Origin of the sequence: Micromonospora sp. NPDC048835, assembly GCF_040649995.1 — a bacterium.
In the GTDB taxonomy this organism is placed as follows: Bacteria; Actinomycetota; Actinomycetes; order Mycobacteriales; family Micromonosporaceae; genus Micromonospora.
The window spans coordinates 71,382-87,529 of record NZ_JBEZGM010000004.1 but is presented as its reverse complement, the minus strand read 5'-3'; the positions used below and the strand labels follow the sequence as shown (position 1 = coordinate 87,529).

Below are 16,148 nucleotides of genomic sequence, written 5' to 3'. Positions count from 1 at the left end.
CGAGGGAGGCACCCCTCCCGGGCGTTGCGGGCCCTTGCCGCCCGTCGCCTACAGAGGCGAAAGCCCTGGTCAGGGGATTGCGAAGGTCACCGTCGCCGGCGCGCGACAGCAGTGAGGGCGAGCGCCGCGACGGCGAGCGCGGCACCGGAGAGCGCCGGCTTGTGCGTGCCGACCCAGAGTGCCGCGGAACGGTCACGTGCCTGTTCGACGAACACCCCCGCCGTGCCCCGGTCCGTGTCCGCGTCGCCAGGGTGGTCCAGATTGTCCCGCCAGGTCGCCGGGTCGATCTCCGCACCGGTCTGCTGACTGTCGTAGCCGTCGCGGGCCAGCTTCCGGTCCAGCAGGCCGGGGAACAGGGCGTCGGCGACCCGGGCCTGCCAGGTCGGGCCGCCCACGTTCAGCTCCCGGGTCCCGCGGTCGGCGGCCCAGACGATGGCCCGGGCGGCCAGCTCCGGCGTGAAGATCGGCGGCACCGGCTGCGGATGCCGGGGCAGCCGGGTGCGCACCCAGGAGAACTGCGGCGTGTTGAGCGCGGGCAACTGCACCATGGACAGCTTCACCGCCGGGCAGTCGTGCAGCAGCTCGGCGCGGAGCGAGTCGTTGAAGCCCTGGACGGCGTGCTTGCTCGCGCAGTACGCGGACTGCAGCGGGATCCCCCGGTAGGCCAACGCGGAGCCCACCTGCACGATCGTGCCCCGCCCGTGCGCCCGCATGTGCCGCAGCGCGGCGAGAGTGCCGTGCACCGTGCCCAGGTAGGTCACCTCGGTGACCCGGCGGAACTCCCGCGCCGGAATCTCCCAGGCCGGCGCGAACACCGACACCATCGCGTTGTTGATCCACACGTCGATGCCGCCCCAGTGGTGCACCACGTCGTCGGCGGCCCGCTGTACCGCGCCCGCGTCGGCCACGTCGACCCGGTACACGCGCACGTCGGTCGCGCCCCGCTCCCGACACTCCCGCTCGGCGGCGACCAGGCCGGCCTCACCCCGGGCCAGCAGCGCCAGCCGGGCGCCGCGCGCCGCGTACGCGTGGGCGACGGCCCGGCCGACACCGGCGCTCGCACCGGTCACCACCACGGTCCGTGTCACGGTCAACCCTTCCGCCGGATGGCGATGTCGGAGAGTCTGGCCAGCGTCTCCCGGTTGCGCCGGTGCAGGACCAGATCGTTGATCTTGTTGTGGACCCAGCGGAGCGGTCCGGCCGCGAAGTCCTCCCCGAGACGCACCCGGGTGGCGCCGTCACCCACGGGTTCCAGGGTGAAGGCCACGATCGCCTCGCCGGCGGGCCAGAGACCGGCCTTCAGGACGAGCCGGTGTGGCGGTTCGCAGACCAGCACCGTCGACGCGTCCTGCAACGAGACCGGCCACGGCCCCGCCCGGTGGTGCAGTTGGCTGCCCACCCGGGGCCAGGCGTCGTCCACGTTCCGCATGTGTGCGGTGCCGACCACCCAGTCGCTGTACGTCCACCCGTCGGCGAGCACGTCGAACACCTGCTGCGGGGGAGCGTCGATCACTTTCTCCACAATCGCCACTGGGCTTTCATACCCAGGCCGGGTACGGGCTAACGACAGGCGGGGTTAGCTTCTCCGGCTCGGCGGGTAAGGCCGACCCGGGGCACCGCTCGCCGCGCTCGCCCACCGCCTCGACGACGACGTTTACTCCTCGGGGCGCAGGGAACCCGCCGCCTGTGCGACAGGACCAGGAGGATCCGTATCAGCGCAGGTCAGCCCCGGTGTACGCCGCTGCTGACCGCGCCGGTTCCGGGCCTGTCGCGAGCCCCCGACCCGCCCTCTACGACGCGGTGCTGCTGGATCGCGACGGCACCCTGATCGAGGACGTGCCGTACAACGGCGACCCGGAGAAGGTGCGCCCGGTGCCGGGCGCGCGGGCGGCGCTGGACCGGCTGCGCGCGGCCGGGCTGCGGCTGGCGGTGGTCACGAACCAGTCGGGCCTGGCCCGGGGATATTTCACCGGGGAGCAGATGCGGGCGGTGCACGCCCGCGTCGAGGAGTTGCTGGGCCACTTCGACGCGTGGCTGGTCTGCCCGCACGACGACGCCGCCGGCTGTGGCTGCCGCAAGCCGGCGCCCGGTCTGGTGCACGCCGCCGCGCGCGAACTGGGCACCACCGCCTCGCGCTGCGTGCTCGTGGGCGACATCGGCCGGGACGTCGCCGCCGCGCTGGCCGCCGGGGCCGCGGGGGTGCTGGTGCCCACTGCGGTGACCCGACCGGAGGAGGTCGCCGCCGCCGGTTGGGTGGCACGTGACCTGCCGGCGGCGGTGGCGGAGATCCTGCGCCGCCAACAGGCCGTGCGGCCGGTGGCCTCGTCCATCGCGCCGGTACGGGCGGCGCTCGTGGTGCGTTCGGACTCGGCGGGTGACGTGCTGGTCACCGGTCCGGCGATCCGCGCTGTCGCGGCCGGTGCGGAGCGGGTGGTGCTGCTCTGCGGGCCGCGTGGTCGTGCCGCCGCCGAGCTGCTGCCCGGTGTCGACGAGATCATCGAGCACCCGCTGCCGTGGATCGATCCGGCGCCGGGGCCGGTCGATCCGGAGGACCTCCGGGGCCTGACCGCGCGTCTGGGCGCCCTCGGCGTGGACCAGGCGGTGGTGTTCACCTCGTTCCACCAGTCCGCCCTGCCGCTGGCGCTGCTGTTGCGGATGGCGGGGATCGAGCGGATCGCCGCGATCAGCGACGACTATCCGGGCTCGCTGCTGGACATCCGGCACCGGGTGCCGGTCGGCGTTCCCGAGCCCGAACGTGCCCTCTCGCTGGCGGCGGCGGCGGGCCATCGGCTGTCCGACGGCGACGAACCCGTACTCCGGCTCCGCCGCGAGGCCGTGCCGCCGCGCCCCGCCGACCTGGGCGACCCTGGGTACGTGGTGCTGCACCCCGGGTCGGCCGCGTCGAGCCGGGCCTGCCCGCCCGAGCTGGCGACCCGCATCGCCGGTGCGCTCACCGAGGCCGGGCACCGGGTGCTGGTCACGGGTGGACCGGACGAGCGCGCGGTCACCGCACGGGTCGCCGCGGCCGGCGGCACCGACCTGGGCGGCCGTACCGACCTCGCCGGGCTGGCCGCGATCGTCGCGGACGCCAGTGCCGTCGTGGTCGGCAACACCGGGCCGGCGCACCTGGCCGCGGCCAGCGGGGTGCCCGTGGTGAGTCTCTTCGCGCCGACCGTCCCGTTCGGACAGTGGGGGCCCTACCGGGTGCCCACCGTCCGGCTCGGTGACGCCGCCGCGCCCTGCCGGGACACCCGGGCGGCCAGCTGCCCCGTCCCCGGGCATCCGTGCCTCAGCGGCATCGACCCGGACGAGGTGGTCGGCGCGCTTCGGACGCTCGCCGTCGGTGGTGGTGGCGGGCGATGAACATCCTGCTCTGGCACGTGCACGGCTCCTGGACCACGTCGTTCGTGCACGGCAGCCACCGCTACCTGATTCCCACCACACCGGACCGCGGCCCGTACGGGCTCGGCCGGGCCCGCACCTACCGGTGGCCGGACAGCGCGGTCGAGGTCACCCCGGAGGAGCTGCCGGGCGCCGACGTCGACGTGGTCATCCTGCAACGCCCGGAGGAGATCGACCGGGCCGAGGAGTGGCTCCGTCGCCGCCCGGGCCGCGACGTTCCGGCGATCTACGTCGAGCACAACACCCCCAAGGGCGACGTGCCCAACACGCGGCACCCGATGGCCGACCGCGACGACCTGCTCGTCGCCCACGTCACCGGGTTCAACCAGATCTTCTGGGACACCGGCGCGACCCGCAGCACGGTGGTCGACCACGGCATCGTCGCTCCCACCGTGTCCTACACCGGCGAGCTGGACCGGCTCGCCGTGGTGATCAACGAGCCGGTACGGCGCGGTCGGGTCACCGGCACCGACCTGCTGCCCCAGTTCGCCGAGATCGCGCCGCTCGACGTGTTCGGCATGGGTGTCGCCGGCCTCGCCGACCACCTCGGGTTGCCCGCCGACCGGCTCACCAGCCACGACGACGTGCCCCAGGAGCGGATGCACGCCGAGTTGGCCCGTCGGCGGGCGTACCTGCACCTGTGCCGGTGGACCTCGCTCGGGCTCAGCCTCATCGAGGCGATGGCGATCGGCATGCCGGTCGTCGCCCTCGCCACCACCGAGGCGGTGATGGCGGTGCCGCCGGAGGCGGGGGCGCTTGCCACCCGGACCGACACCCTGCTCGACGCCGCCCGCCGGTTCATCGCCGAACCGGCCACCGCGCGTCAGGCCGGAGCGGCGGCGCGAACCGCCGCGCGCGACAGGTACGGCCTCGACCGTTTCCTCGCTGACTGGGACCGGCTGCTGGAGGAGGAAGTATGCGGATCGCGATGATCTCGGAGCACGCCAGCCCGCTCGCCGTCCTCGGAGGGGAGGATGCCGGCGGCCAGAACACGCACGTCGCGGAGCTGTCCGCCGCGCTCGCCGCCGCCGGGCACGAGGTGCGGGTCTACACCCGCCGCGACGCGCCGGACCTGCCGGTGACGGTCCGCAGCCCGGACGGGTACGACGTGGTGCACGTGCCGGCCGGCCCGGCCGAGCCGGTGGTCAAGGACGCCCTGCTGCCGCACATGCGGGAGTTCAGTCAGTGGTTGGTCGGCCGGTGGCGCGGCGGCGACTGGGTGCCCGAGGTGATCCACGCGCATTTCTGGATGAGTGGTCTGGCCGGGCTGACCGCCGGCCGGCAGACCGGGGTGCCGGTGGTGCAGACGTACCACGCGTTGGGCACCGTGAAGCGCCGCTACCAGGGCGTGCAGGACACCAGCCCGGCCCGACGGGTCTCCTACGAGCGGGAGCTGGGCCGGTCGGTGGACCGGGTCGTCGCGCAGTGCCGCGACGAGGTGGGCGAGCTGGTCCGGATGGGTGTGCCCCGGTCCCGGATGACGGTGGTGCCGTCCGGGGTCAACCTCGCCACCTTCGCCCCGCTCGGACCGGCCGCCGAGCGGGAACCGGGACGGGCCCGGATCCTCACCGTGGGTCGGCTGGTCGAGCGCAAGGGTTTCCAGACCGTGGTCCGGGCGATGGCGCTGGTCCCGGACGCCGAGTGCGTGGTCGTCGGCGGCCCGCCCGAGGGGCTGTTGGAGACCGATCCGTACGCCCGCCGGCTGCGGGCGCTCGCGGAGTCGTGCGGGGTGGCCGACCGGGTGCACCTGGTCGGGGCGGTGCCCCGGGAGGAGATGGGCCGCTGGTACCGCTCGGCGGACCTGCTGGTCGCGGCCCCCTGGTACGAGCCGTTCGGGCTGACCCCGCTGGAGGCGATGGCCTGCGGGGTGCCGGTCGTGGGTACGGCGGTGGGCGGTATCCGGGACACCGTGCTGGACGGCACGACAGGTGACCTCGTGCCGGCCCGGGACCCGCAGGCGCTGGCCGCCGCGATCCAAGGGCTGCTCGACGACCGGATCAGGCGGTTCGCGTACGCGACGGCGGCCCGTGAGCGGGCTCGGGCGCGGTACTCGTGGGCGGCCACCGCCGAACGGCTGGTCGAGGTCTACAGCGAGGTGGCCGCAGTGCGCCGGCCCACCCGGGTGGTGGCCTGATGCCGACAGGCAGCCTGCTCGACACCCACCTGACGAGTCTCGCGGCGGCGCTGGTGCCGTACCGGCGGTGTGAGCGGCAGTTGGCGCGCTGGGGCGCGGACCTGGCCCACCGGCTGGCCGCCGGGGGTCGCCTGCTGGTCGCCGGCAACGGTGGCAGCGCCGCCGAGGCCCAGCACCTCACCGCCGAGCTGGTCGGCAAGCTGCGGGACGACCGTCAGCCGCTCTCCGCGATCGCGCTGCACGCCGAGACGAGCGCGCTCACCGCCATCGCCAACGACTACGGCTACACCGACGTGTACGCCCGCCAGGTGCGCGCCCACGGCCGCCCCGGCGACGTCCTGCTGTTGCTCAGCACCAGTGGAACCAGCGCCAACCTGGTCGCCGCCGCGCAGGCCGGGCGGGCCGTCGGCGTGACCACCTGGGCGCTCACCGGCGCCGTACCCAACCCGCTCGCCGACGCCTGCGACGACGCGCTGGCCGTCGCGTCCCCGGACACCCAGGTCGTCCAGGAGCTGCACCTGGTGACCAGTCATCTGCTCTGCGAGTACCTCGAACAGGAGTTGCCGGCCGCGCTGGCGGCGGTCGCCGGTTCGGCGGCGGCCCGCCCGGTGCGGGGCGAGTCGGCGCCGGTGCGCACCGGGGTCGAGGTGGTGCTCGACGGCGGGCCGGGCCAGCAGGTCGACGCGTGAGGATGAGGAGGCAAGCGTGAGGGGACCGGTGGTGGTGCTCGGGGACACCCTGCTCGACCGGGACGTGGAAGGTGTGGTCAACCGGCTCTGCCCGGACTCCCCGGTGCCGGTGCTCGACGAGACCGCGGCCGCCGACCGGCCGGGCGGCGCCGGCCTGGCGGCGGTGTTCGCCGCCACGCAGGGCGCCGAGGTGGTGCTGGTGACCGCGCTCGCCGACGACGCCGGCGGGGCTCGGCTGAGCGCTCTGCTCACCGCCGCCGGCGTGCAGGTGTACCCGCTGGCCCTCGCCGGCGCGACACCGGAGAAGGTCCGGTTGCGGGCCCGGGGGCGGGTGCTGCTGCGCCACGACCGTGGCGGCACGTCAGGCGCGCCGGGCCAGCCCTCCGACGAGGTGCTCCGGGTGATCGCGGGCGCGTCGGCGGTGCTCGTCAGCGACTACGGTCGAGGGGTTGCCCGGCAGCCCGCGCTGCGCGACGCGTTGGCCGCCACCCGCGCGCCGGTGGTGTGGGACCCGCACCCGCGCGGCCCGGCGGCGGTGCCCGGCGTGCACCTGGTCACCCCGAACGAGTCCGAGGTGCGCGAGCTGGTCCCCGCGCTGTCCGGCGCCTCCCGACTGGCCACCGCGTCACACGGCGCCCAGGCGCTGCGGCGGCGTTGGCGGGCCGGCGCGGTCGCGGTGACGCTCGGCGGTGACGGCGCGCTGCTCTGCCACGCCGGGTCGACGCCGCTCGTGGTGCCGACGCCCGGTAGTGCCGAGGGGGACACCTGCGGTGCCGGCGACCGGTTCGCGGCGGCCGCCAGTCTCGCCCTGGCCCAGGGCGCGCTGGTCTCCGAGGCGGTGCAGGCGGCGGTCGCCGAGGCGTCCGCGTACGTGGCGGGTGGGGGAGTGGCGGCGGCCCTGCCTCCGACCAGGGCGGGAGACACACCGCAGTCGCGCCCCCGAACACCGACGAGCGCGGTGGCCGACCGGGTCGGGGTCGCCGCCGTCGCCACGCTGCTGGGCGAGGTACGGGCAACGGGCGGCACGGTGGTGGCGACCGGCGGGTGCTTCGACCTGCTGCACGCGGGGCACGTGGCCACCCTGGAGGCGGCCCGGCAGCTCGGCGACTGTCTGATCGTCTGCCTGAACTCCGACGCCAGTGTGGCCGGGTTGAAGGGGCCGGACCGGCCGGTGCAGTCCGAAGACGACCGGAGCCGACTGCTGGCCGCCCTGAGCTGCGTCGACGCGGTGCTCGTCTTCGACGAGCCGACGCCGGCCGCGGCCCTGTCCTGGGTACGCCCCGACGTCTGGGTCAAGGGCGGCGACTACGCCACCGGCGGCGGGGACGCGACCGCCGCCCTGCCGGAGGCGGAGGTGCTGCGCCGGTGGGGTGGGAACACCGTGGTGGTGCCCTACCTGGACGGTCGTTCCACCACCGACCTGATCGTCCGTACGCTCGCGGAGCGGACCCGATGACCGCCACCCGGCCCGGCGCCGGGCGCACCGTCCTGGTCACCGGCGGCTCCAGCGGCCTCGGCGCCGCGGTGGTCGCCGCGGTGGCCGACGCCGGTGGTCGACCGCTCGTGCTGGACCGGCAGCCGCCGGTCGACGGGGTGTCCTGGACCGAGTGCGACCTGGCCGACACCCGCGCCGCCGAGGCCGCCACCCGGCACCTCGCCGAGCAGGCCGGTGGCCTGGACGCGGTGGTCACCGCCGCCGGCACGGACGTGCCGGGTCGCCTCGCCGACCTGCCGGGGGAGACCTGGGACCGGATCGTCGCCGTCGACCTGCTGGCCACCGCGGCGGTGGTCCGGGCCGCGCTGCCGTTCCTGCTGACCTCTCGGGGCCGCATCGTCACGGTCGCCTCCACCCTTGGCGTCAAGGCGGTCAGCGACGCCACCGCGTACTGCGCGGCGAAGTTCGGGGTGGTGGGGTTCACCCGGGCCCTCGCCGCCGAGCTGGCCGGTCAGGTCGGCGTCACCCTGCTCATCCCGGGTGGGATGCGCACCGCGTTCTTCGACGAACGTGACCCGCAGTACAAGCCGGGGCCGGACGCGATCCTCAACGAGCCCGCCGACACCGCCGCCGCGATCATGTTCGCGCTCAACCAGCCGCCCGGCTGCGCGGTGCGCGAGATGGTGGTCTGCGCCGAGCAGGAGACCTCGTACCCGTGATCCTCGTGCTGCGCGCCCTCGGCGTCGGCGACCTGGTGACCGCGGTGCCCGCGCTGCGGGCGCTGCGGGCCGCGTACCCGGCAGGGGAGCTGGCGCTCGCCGCGCCCGGCTGGTTGGCCCCGCTGGTCGACCTGGTCGGCGGCGTCGACCGGCTGGTGGACACCGCCGGGCTGGACCGACCCCTGCGGGTCGGGGTGGCCCCACGGGTCGCGGTCAACCTGCACGGGCGCGGCCCACGGTCGCACCGGCTGCTCGCGGCCACCCGGCCCGACCGGCTGCTCGCCTTCGCCAACCCGGACGCCGGCCGCGCCGACGGCCCGCGCTGGGCCGTCGACGAGCACGAGGTGGACCGGTGGTGCCGGCTGCTGTCCTGGTACGACATCCCGGCCGACCGCGCCGACCTCGCCCTGCGCCGGCCCGCCTCGGCGGGGCTGCCCGGCGGGGCCACCCTGCTGCACCCGGGCAGCAAGATCCCGGCCAAGCGGTGGCCCGCCGAGCGGTTCGCCGCCCTGGCCCGGGCGCTCACCGACCAGGGGCACCGGGTGCTGCTTACCGGCTCGGCCGACGAACGGGCGCTGGCGGCCCGGGTGGCCGAGGCGGCGGGCCTGAGCGCGGACGCCGTGCTGGCCGGCCGGACCGACCTCGGCGCGCTCGCCGCGCTGGTGGCCGACGCCCGGCTGGTGGTCAGCGGGGACACCGGCGTCGCCCACCTGGCCACCGGGTACGGCACCCCGTCGGTGGTCCTCTTCGGGCCGGTGCCACCGGCGCAGTGGGGGCCACCGCCGGACCGGCCACGGCACCGGGTGCTCTGGGCCGGCGAGGCGGATTGGCCCAGGTGGGACGGGGTAGGAAGCCACCCGACGATGGCGGCCCTGCGCCTCGACGAGGTGCTTGCCGCCGTGGCCGAGGTGGAGAGGGTGGTGCGGGTCTCCGGTGCGGTTGCGGCGTAGCGACCCGGGTCGACCGGGGTACGGACGGCGTCGGCGCGGACGGGGTTGGCTCTTCGTCGACCCGTCCGGCGACCCGGTGCGGGATCCGGAGGTCCTGGTCCGGTTGCGGGAGCTGGTCATCCCCCCGGCGTGGCAGGACGTCTGGATCGCGCCGCACCCGAACGGGCACATCCAGGCGATCGGTATCGACGCGGCCGGACGCAAGCAGTACGTCTACCACCCGAGGTGGCGGGAGAAGCAGGACGAGGCGAAGTTCGACCGCGTGCTGGAGGTGGCGCGGCGGCTGCCGGCGCTGCGCGAGCGGGTGGGGCGGGACCTGGACGGCCGGGGGTTGAACCGGGACCGGGTGCTGGCCACGGTGGCCCGGCTGCTGGACATGGGGATGTTCCGGGTGGGCAGCGACCAGTACGCCTCCGGCGACGACCCGACGTACGGGGTTGCCACCCTGCGCCCCGAGCATGCCCGGTCCCGTGGCGGCTGCGTGGTGTTGGTGTTCCCCGCGAAGGGCGGCATCGAGCAGGTACGCCGGATCGAGGACCCGGAGCTGTGCCAGGTGCTCGTCGATCTGCGCCGTCGACGGCGTCGGGCCGAGCGGCTGTTCGGCTACTGGGACGGCCGGGAGTGGCGCGACGTGCGCAGTGACGAGGTCAACGGCTACCTGCGGGACGCCAGCGGTGGGGAGATGACCGCGAAGGACTTCCGCACCTGGCACGCCACGGTGCTCGCGGCCACCGAGCTGGCCACCGCCGACCCGGCCCGCTCGGTGACCGCCAGGCGCAGGGCGGTGGTCGCCGTGATGCGTGCGGTGGCGGATCTGCTGGGCAACACGCCGACGGTGGCCCGCGCGTCCTACGTGGACCCCCGGGTGGTCGACCTCTACCACGACGGGGTGGTGGCGTCGCTGGATCCGCTGGCGCCTCGCGAGGAGGCGGAACGGGTCGTCCTGGAGCTGCTGGAGAGGTCCTGACCGGCCCCGTCGGCGATTCTGGGGGGAAGCGCGACGGGACCGGAGCCTCGGGCGTCAGCGGGGTGCCACCGGGCGGCCGCCCGCCGCTCGCGCGGCGGGCGCCTCGCCACGGCCCCCGTTGGCGGCCCGCCGGGTGACGGCCGGCCGCGTTGGTGTCAGTCTGCCGGCAGCGAGTTGACCATGGACGCCCGACGGTTGACGATCCGTGCCAGATCCGAGCCGCTGTCGCGATGGTCCTGCGGGGTGGTGCCGTACGCGGCCCGGAACGCCCGGCTGAAGTGGGCCTTGTCGGGAAAGCCCCATCGGGCCGCGACGGTCTGCACGGGCTGGTGGCGCAGCGCCGGATCGGTGAGGTCGCGGCGGCACCGGGCCAACCGCAGGTCCCGGATGTACGACGCCACGGTGGAGTCTTCTGTCTCGAACAGCCGGTGCAGGGACCGCACCGAGATGTGGTGGGCGTCGGCGACCACCTGCGGGCCGAGGGTCGCGTCGCCGAGGTGGCGGTGGATGTACGACTGCACCTGGGTGAGCAGCGCCCGGCGGCGGACCTCGGTGGGCACGGCGTCCTCGGCGACGAGGTGCCGGCCGAGCATGGTGGTGGCCAGGTCGAGCCCCACCGCGCCGAGCCGGCTGGCGTCGGCGGCATGGTACTGCTCGGGGTGCCCGGTCACCTGGACGAGGAACTGCGCCAGCAGCGCCCCGATCCCCTCGCTACCGGATATCCGGCCGCCGTAGAGCGCCGCCATCCGCTGTGGTGGCAGGGGCAGGGCGGCGTGCGGGATCAGCGTGATGATCGAAGTGGCCTGGTCCCGCTCCGGCTCGGTCGCGTGGTGGCAGACGTCGTGCGGCCGGGACCCGTCGTAGAAGGTGAACTCACCGGCCAGGATCTCGCTGCGGCGACCGTCCTGGCTGGACGTGCCGACGCCGCCGGTGGTGAAGGCGAGGATGTACAGCTCGGGGTCGGACTGACGGACCAGCTTCCGGGTCCGGGTGGCGTCCAGCGACGGGTACTCGTACTGCACCAGTTGGATCGGGCCGAGGTCGATGAAGTCGGCGCGGGCGGCGAAGTCGTCGCGGTGCGCGGACTGGATACGCAGCGGCGCCGAGGTGCGTGCGACCAGGTCCAGCCACATGCCGAACCGTTCACCCGGCGGCAGGACTGTGGTGTCGATGGTGTCTCTTGGCAGCATCCGGGCCCCCTCAGGCCGGTCGGCGTCGGATCAGCGCCTCGACGCCGTCCAGGATCCGGTCCAGGCCGAAGGTGAACTCGTCGTCCGGGTTGTCGGCCTGGTGGAGCACACCGGCGGCCAGCACCCGGTGCAGCGCCGGGAAGCGGGCCGGGTCGATGAGCCGGGCCACCGTCCGGCTGTACGCGGGCATCATCTCGCTGGGCTCGACCCCGGCCGCCCGGCTGCCCTCGGCGACCTGCGAGGTGAGGGTGGCCTCGTTGCGGACGTAACCGGTGATCAGCAGGAGCACCGACATCTTCTCGCCCTCGCCGAGCGCGGTGCCGTCGAGGCAGCGCAGCCCGTCCTCCATCCAGCCGAGCTGCTGCGGGGTGATCGGTGGGCCGCTGATCGGCACGTGCAGCAGCCAGGACCGGTGCCGCAGCACGTCGTGCTCGGCCCACGCCCAGCGGGTCAGGCCGGCGCGCCAGTCGGCCTCCGCCGCGGGCGGGCCGGGGGAGGGGCCGTACCCGGTGTCCACCATGAGCATCAGCAGTTCGTCCTTCGAGCCGACGTACCGGTAGAGGGCCATGGTGGCGGCGCCCAACTCCTTGGCCACCCGGCTCATCGAGACGGCCGCCAGGCCGTCGGCGTCGGCCACGCGCACGGCGGCGTCCACGATGGTGGGCACGCTCATTCCCGGCCGGGGGCCCTTGGGTGGGCGTTCCCGCAGCCCCCAGGCGCTCTCGATGGCCGGCGGGAGTTTCGGCCCGCTGTCGTCTGTCTTCGCCGCCACATTTCCTCCTTGCCCCGCCATCCTAGTTCTGCGTATGGTCTACGCATAACAGCGTACGACATACGCAGAAAGGAAACTGATCATGACTGCCAACACCACGCCGGCACCGCGAGCCGGTCGGCGGGAGTGGATCGGGCTCACGGTGCTGATGCTGCCGCTGCTGCTGGTCTCGATGGACGTGTCGGTGCTCTACTTCGCCGTCCCGTTCATCAGCGCGGAGTTGCGCCCCACCGCCACCGAGCAGCTCTGGATCTTCGACATCTACGGCTTCGTGCTGGCCGGGCTGCTCATCACCATGGGCGCCCTGGGTGACCGGATCGGCCGCCGCCGGCTCCTGCTGATCGGCGCCACCGCGTTCGGCGCGGCGTCGCTGCTGGCCGCGTACGCCGACAGCACCGCGACGCTGATCGCCGCCCGCGCCCTGCTCGGCGTCGGTGGGGCCACCCTGATGCCCTCGACCCTCGCCCTGGTGCGCAACATGTTCCACGACGCCAGGCAGCGGGGCACCGCCATCAGCATCTGGACCGCCACCCTCACCGGCGGCATCGCGATCGGTCCGGTGCTCAGCGGCATCCTGCTGGAGCACTTCTGGTGGGGCTCGATCTTCCTGATCAACCTTCCGGCGATGCTGATGCTGCTCCTGCTCGCCCCGCTCCTGGTGCCCGAGTTCCGTAACCCGGCGACCGGGCGGTTCGACCTGGTCAGCGCGGCCCTGTCGCTCGGGGCGCTGCTGCCGGTGATCTACGGCATCAAGGAGATGGCCCGCGACGGCCTCAACCCGGTGCGGGTCCTCGCCGTCGTCGGCGGCCTGCTGGTGGGCGCGCTCTTCCTGCGCCGGCAGCGGACCCGGGCGTACCCGATGGTCGACCTCGCGTTGTTCCGCCGTCGCGGCTTCGCCGGGTCGCTCGCGGTCAACCTGCTGGCGATGTTCGCAATCGTCGGCTTCGCCATCTTCACCACTCAGCACCTGCAGTTGGTGCTCGGCCTGAGCCCGCTGCGGGCGGCGCTGTGGAGCCTGGTGCCGTCGCTCGCCGTGGGTGGCATCGCGCCGGCCGCCGCCGCTCTCGCCCAGCGCGTCGAACGGGCCTACCTGATCGGTACCGGGTTCGGGATCGCCGTGCTCGGCTTCGTGGTGCTGACCCGGGTCACCCCGGAGACGCCGCTGTGGCTGCTGCTCGGCGGCGCCAGTGTCTACGCCGCCGGCCTGGTGATGGTGATGGCCCTCGTCACCGAACTGGTCCTGGGTGCGGCACCACCCGAGCAGGCAGGTGTCGCGTCGGCGCTCACCGAGTCCAGCAGCGAGCTTGGTGGTGCGCTGGGAATGGCGATCCTGGGCAGCGTGGGTGCGGCGGTCTACCGCCGCGAGATCGTCGACGGCCTACCGGCCGGGCTGCCCGGCGCTGCCGGCGCCGCGGCCCAGGAGACCCTGGGCGGCGCGCTCGCGGTCGCCCAGGGTCTGCCGGCGGACCTGGCCGACGCGGTGCGGCACGCCGCCGAGGTCGCCTTCACCGACGGGCTGCACCTGGCCGCGTACGCCGCCATGGCGGTCATGCTCGTGGGCGCGGTCACCGCGCTTGTCACCCTGCGCGACGTGCGACCGGCCGACCCGGCGGTGCTTGCCGCCGAGCCGACCGGGCCGGCCGACGCGTCGTTGTCCCCGGTCAGTCGATGAGCACGTGCGCGAGCCGGTCGCGGAAACGCCGCTCGGAGTCGCTCACCGACTCGCCGCCGATGCCCAGCAGCCCGCCGCTCGACGCGGCACCCACCACCTGCTCGGCGATCTTCACGAGCCAGTGCTTGTACGCGCCGGCCTCACCCTCGTCGACCCGCGCGGCCAGCAACGCGTTGGCCTCGCCGGCCCGCAGCAGCACGTCGTCGATGTACGCCCCGGGGTCGGCGGGCGCGATGACCGGCAGCTCCTCGCCGGTGTCCGGGTCGGCGACCTGGCTGACGATCTCACCGGCCACGGCGTTGACCAGCGGGCTGGCCGACTCCCGGCCGGCGGCGATGGTCTCCAGCCCGGCGGCGTTCTCCGCCATGGTCCGGCGGGTGCCGTCGGACTCGGCGGCGCTCGCCGCGGTCAGCACCGACTGCGGCAGGCCGACAAGCAGCCCCCACTCCCCGTCGGAGAAACCGAACCCGGTGTACGCCGGCTGCTCGATCACGACAACGCCCCTTCCGCCCTGCTCTGCTTGGTCAATCGGTGCTCTGCTTTGTCGATCCACCGGGCCCGGAAACCGTGCCCGGGTCAGGCTAGTCCAGGGTCAGCAGGCCCTGTTCGGACACCACGCGCACGGACAACGTCTTGTACCCGACCTCTTCGAAGAGGACCGTCATCTTGTCGTCCTCGTACGAGAGCACCATGCCCTGCCCCCACTCCGGGTGCCGCACCTGGCTGTGCACCGGGAACGGTCCGACCGCGCCCTGGTCGGCCACGCTGGTGCCGTGGTGGCAGTTGTCGCAGTGACCGCAGACCTCCGTCATCTGCTCGCCGAAGTAGGCCAGCAGGGTCTGCCCACGGCAGGATCGGGTCTCGGCGAAGGCCCGCATCATGTCGGTGCGGGACCGGGTCACGGTCTGCTGGCGTTCCGCCTCGGCCAGCGCCGCCGCGGCGGCGTCGGTCGGGTTGGGGGAGTAGCGGGGAGCGCCGATGCGCTGCCGGGCGCGCGGCTCGGCCGCGCCGACCTGCTCCAGCAGGGACAGGTACTGGCCCAGCTTGCGCGGCCCCAGACCGGTGGTCTCGCGCAGTTCGGTCTTGGTGGCCGCCTTCTTGCGCAGCAGCGCGGCCAGGTCGCGCAGTTCGTTCTCGTCGGGCAGGCCACCACTGAAGAACCGTTGCAGGCCCACGTCCTCGGCCCGCCAGAGCAGCAGCACGCGGGACGGCTGCCCGTCGCGTCCGGCCCGGCCGATCTCCTGGAAGTAGCTGTCCGGTGAGTCGGGCAGCGCCATGTGCACCACCCAGGCGATGTTCGGCTTGTCGATGCCCATGCCGAACGCCGAGGTCGCGACCATGATCGGGACCTGGTCGGCGAGGAACGCCTCGTGCAGCTCGGCGCGGGCGCCGATCGCCATCCCACCGTGGTAGAACTGCGCCGGGAAGCCGGCGTCGGTCAACCGGGTGGCCAACTCCTCCGCGGCGCGGCGGGTCGGCACGTAGATGATCCCGGGCCGCCCCTCGTCGCTCAACAGGGTCATCAGACGCCGCCACCGGTAGTCCTCGTCCGGGCAGTGCGCCACCTCGAGGAACAGGTTGGGTCGGTCCAGCCCGGAGACCACCACGTCCGGGTCGCGCAACCGCAGCCGGGCGATGATGTCGTCGCGTACCGGCGGGGAGGCGGTGGCGGTCAGCGCGACCACCGGCGGCCGGCCGAGGCCCTCGATGAGGTGCCCGAGCGCCAGGTAGTCGGGGCGGAAGTCGTGCCCCCAGGCCGAGATGCAGTGCGCCTCGTCGATCGCCACCAGGGCCGGCTTCAGGCTGGCCACCTCGGCCATCCGCGCAGGGTTGCTGAGCTGCTCCGGGGTGATGAAGAGGAACTCCGCCCGGCCCTCGCGGACCTCGGTGATCGCCTCGGCCTGCTGGTTGGGCGTCTCGTTCGAGCTGATCCGCACCGCCCGCAGCTCCGGGCGTTGCCGCTCGTTGAGGGAGGCGATCTGGTCCTGCTGGAGGGCCAGCAGCGGGGAGATCACCACGGTGGGGCCGGGGATCAGGCTGGCCGGGATCTGGTAGATCGCCGACTTGCCGGCGCCGGTGGGCAACACCACAAGCGCGTCGCGTCGCTTCATGACCGCGCGCATGGCGGCCAGTTGGTTGGGCCGCAGTGCCTTCCAGCCGAACAGGCTGCGTGCGGCGCGGCGCAACGTCATCGAGTGCGTGGACAGTTTCATCGAGG

General features: G+C 74.2%; 15 protein-coding genes. 9 read left to right on the top strand and 6 right to left on the bottom strand.

Annotation, left to right across the window (positions count from 1 at the left end):
• Positions 1-86: 86 nt before the first annotated feature.
• Complete coding sequence (locus AB0C15_RS06970; protein WP_357349502.1) at positions 87-1,088, bottom strand: SDR family oxidoreductase; 1,002 nt, start codon at positions 1,086-1,088, stop codon at positions 87-89.
• Between the two features lie 2 nt (positions 1,089-1,090).
• Complete coding sequence (locus AB0C15_RS06965) at positions 1,091-1,531, bottom strand: SRPBCC family protein (protein ID WP_357349499.1); 441 nt, start codon at positions 1,529-1,531, stop codon at positions 1,091-1,093.
• Between the two features lie 200 nt (positions 1,532-1,731).
• On the opposite strand from AB0C15_RS06965, the gene AB0C15_RS06960 reads away from it, so the two are divergent.
• From AB0C15_RS06960 to AB0C15_RS06925, 8 genes are read left to right on the top strand one after another with little or no spacing between them, the layout of a single operon-like run.
• On the top strand, positions 1,732-3,363 hold the full coding sequence (locus tag AB0C15_RS06960) for an HAD-IIIA family hydrolase (RefSeq protein ID WP_357349497.1): 1,632 nt from the start codon (positions 1,732-1,734) through the stop codon (positions 3,361-3,363).
• Positions 3,360-4,334 (top strand): glycosyltransferase, encoded by a 975-nt coding sequence (locus tag AB0C15_RS06955; RefSeq protein WP_357349495.1) that lies wholly within the window; start codon positions 3,360-3,362, stop codon positions 4,332-4,334. The genes AB0C15_RS06960 and AB0C15_RS06955 overlap by 4 nt, the downstream gene beginning before the upstream one ends.
• Complete coding sequence (locus AB0C15_RS06950; protein WP_357349493.1) at positions 4,319-5,536, top strand: glycosyltransferase; 1,218 nt, start codon at positions 4,319-4,321, stop codon at positions 5,534-5,536. The genes AB0C15_RS06955 and AB0C15_RS06950 overlap by 16 nt, the downstream gene beginning before the upstream one ends.
• Positions 5,533-6,225: an SIS domain-containing protein gene (locus tag AB0C15_RS06945; protein ID WP_357349879.1), complete on the top strand. Its 693-nt coding sequence runs from the start codon at positions 5,533-5,535 to the stop codon at positions 6,223-6,225. Before AB0C15_RS06950 ends, AB0C15_RS06945 begins: the two co-directional genes overlap by 4 nt.
• Before the next feature lie 16 nt (positions 6,226-6,241).
• Complete coding sequence (locus tag AB0C15_RS06940) at positions 6,242-7,681, top strand: PfkB family carbohydrate kinase (RefSeq protein ID WP_357349491.1); 1,440 nt, start codon at positions 6,242-6,244, stop codon at positions 7,679-7,681.
• Positions 7,678-8,379, top strand: coding sequence for an SDR family oxidoreductase (locus tag AB0C15_RS06935; protein WP_357349489.1), 702 nt, complete (start codon positions 7,678-7,680; stop codon positions 8,377-8,379). Before AB0C15_RS06940 ends, AB0C15_RS06935 begins: the two co-directional genes overlap by 4 nt.
• The gene (locus AB0C15_RS06930; RefSeq protein ID WP_357349487.1) at positions 8,376-9,329 is read left to right on the top strand and encodes a glycosyltransferase family 9 protein; all 954 of its coding nucleotides are present in this window, start codon (positions 8,376-8,378) and stop codon (positions 9,327-9,329) included. The genes AB0C15_RS06935 and AB0C15_RS06930 overlap by 4 nt, the downstream gene beginning before the upstream one ends.
• Positions 9,313-10,296, top strand: a complete 984-nt coding sequence (locus AB0C15_RS06925) for a DNA topoisomerase IB (RefSeq protein WP_357349485.1) — start codon at positions 9,313-9,315, stop codon at positions 10,294-10,296. The genes AB0C15_RS06930 and AB0C15_RS06925 overlap by 17 nt, the downstream gene beginning before the upstream one ends.
• Positions 10,297-10,451: 155 nt before the next feature.
• Here AB0C15_RS06925 and AB0C15_RS06920 read toward each other — a convergent pair whose 3' ends face one another.
• Both AB0C15_RS06920 and AB0C15_RS06915 read right to left on the bottom strand, forming a co-directional pair.
• Positions 10,452-11,486, bottom strand: a complete 1,035-nt coding sequence (locus AB0C15_RS06920) for a helix-turn-helix domain-containing protein (protein ID WP_357349483.1) — start codon at positions 11,484-11,486, stop codon at positions 10,452-10,454.
• Between the two features lie 10 nt (positions 11,487-11,496).
• On the bottom strand, positions 11,497-12,258 hold the full coding sequence (locus AB0C15_RS06915) for a TetR/AcrR family transcriptional regulator (protein ID WP_357349482.1): 762 nt from the start codon (positions 12,256-12,258) through the stop codon (positions 11,497-11,499).
• 82 nt (positions 12,259-12,340) lie between these two features.
• Here AB0C15_RS06915 and AB0C15_RS06910 point away from each other — a divergent pair, with 82 nt between their 5' ends.
• Positions 12,341-13,930, top strand: coding sequence for an MFS transporter (locus tag AB0C15_RS06910; RefSeq protein WP_357349481.1), 1,590 nt, complete (start codon positions 12,341-12,343; stop codon positions 13,928-13,930).
• On the opposite strand, the gene AB0C15_RS06905 is transcribed toward AB0C15_RS06910, so the two are convergent.
• Both AB0C15_RS06905 and AB0C15_RS06900 read right to left on the bottom strand, forming a co-directional pair.
• On the bottom strand, positions 13,920-14,423 hold the full coding sequence (locus AB0C15_RS06905) for a hypothetical protein (RefSeq protein WP_357349480.1): 504 nt from the start codon (positions 14,421-14,423) through the stop codon (positions 13,920-13,922). The two genes, AB0C15_RS06910 and AB0C15_RS06905, sit on opposite strands and share 11 nt — an antisense overlap.
• 88 nt (positions 14,424-14,511) lie before the next feature.
• Positions 14,512-16,143, bottom strand: a complete 1,632-nt coding sequence (locus tag AB0C15_RS06900) for a RecQ family ATP-dependent DNA helicase (RefSeq protein ID WP_357349479.1) — start codon at positions 16,141-16,143, stop codon at positions 14,512-14,514.
• Between the last annotated feature and the right edge of the window lie 5 nt (positions 16,144-16,148).

Bases quoted from the DNA above. Each gene is read 5' to 3' on its own strand.
- AB0C15_RS06955 (WP_357349495.1), top strand. From the start codon at position 3,360: ATGAACATCCTGCTCTGGCACGTGCACGGCTCCTGGACCACGTCGTTC.
- AB0C15_RS06950 (WP_357349493.1), top strand. From the start codon at position 4,319: ATGCGGATCGCGATGATCTCGGAGCACGCCAGCCCGCTCGCCGTCCTC.
- AB0C15_RS06935 (WP_357349489.1), top strand. From the start codon at position 7,678: ATGACCGCCACCCGGCCCGGCGCCGGGCGCACCGTCCTGGTCACCGGC.
- AB0C15_RS06920 (WP_357349483.1), bottom strand. From the start codon at position 11,486: ATGCTGCCAAGAGACACCATCGACACCACAGTCCTGCCGCCGGGTGAA.
- AB0C15_RS06910 (WP_357349481.1), top strand. From the start codon at position 12,341: ATGACTGCCAACACCACGCCGGCACCGCGAGCCGGTCGGCGGGAGTGG.
- AB0C15_RS06900 (WP_357349479.1), bottom strand. From the start codon at position 16,143: ATGAAACTGTCCACGCACTCGATGACGTTGCGCCGCGCCGCACGCAGC.